Genomic DNA, 659 nt, shown 5'->3' with positions numbered 1-659 from the left:
GAGATGAAAAAAACGGGAACGAAAGAGGATGGAAACTTTACTTTTACAGGAGCTTGAGAAGCCGGAGATTTAGCTTAAGCTTGAAAGGAAGGTTACACAAAGGGTTCCATATCACGGAAGCGAAGAAAAGAGAGAAAGAAAAGAAGGAGGGGGGGGGGAGAAAAAGAAGAGGGGGGGGAGAAAAGGAAGGGAAAGGAAAGGAAGGGGGAGGGGGGGAGAGAAAGAGAGAAAGAGGAAAGGAAAGGGAGGGAGGGAGAAAGGAAAGAAAAGAAGAAAAGAGAGGGAAAAGAGGAAAAAAAAAGGAAGGAAAGAAGGAAAAAGAAGGGGAGGAAAAGGAGGGAGGAAGAGAAAAAAGGGAAAAGGAAGGAGGAGGAAAAAGGGAAGAAAAGAGGAAGGAAAGGGAAGAAAAAGGAGGGAGGAAGGGGGGAAAAGAGGAGGGAGAGAAAGAAAGGGGAGAGGAAAAAAGGGGGGAAGGGAAGGAAGGCAGGGAAAGGAAGGGGGAGAAGGGAAGGAAGGGGGGGGAAAAAGGGGAAGAAAAAAAGGGAAAAAGGAAAAGGAAGGGGAGAGAAGGAGAAGAGAGGGGAGGGAGGGAAGGGGAAGGAGGGGGGGGGAGGGAAGAAGAAGAAAGGAGGGGGGGGAAAAGGAAAGGAAAGGGAGAG

Annotated in this window: 1 protein-coding gene; it reads left to right on the top strand. The window is 49.0% G+C overall.

The window, feature by feature from the left end; translation table 11 throughout:
- Nucleotides 1-659, top strand: a 659-nt coding sequence (locus ABEB23_RS18080) for a hypothetical protein (protein ID WP_348814121.1), incomplete at both ends; no start/stop codon positions are given.

The organism is Flavobacterium maritimum, from assembly GCF_040049085.1.
In the GTDB taxonomy this organism is placed as follows: Bacteria; Bacteroidota; Bacteroidia; order Flavobacteriales; family Flavobacteriaceae; genus Flavobacterium; species Flavobacterium maritimum.
Note: the sequence above shows the minus strand (reverse complement) of the source record. Positions and strands in the feature narration are given on the sequence as shown.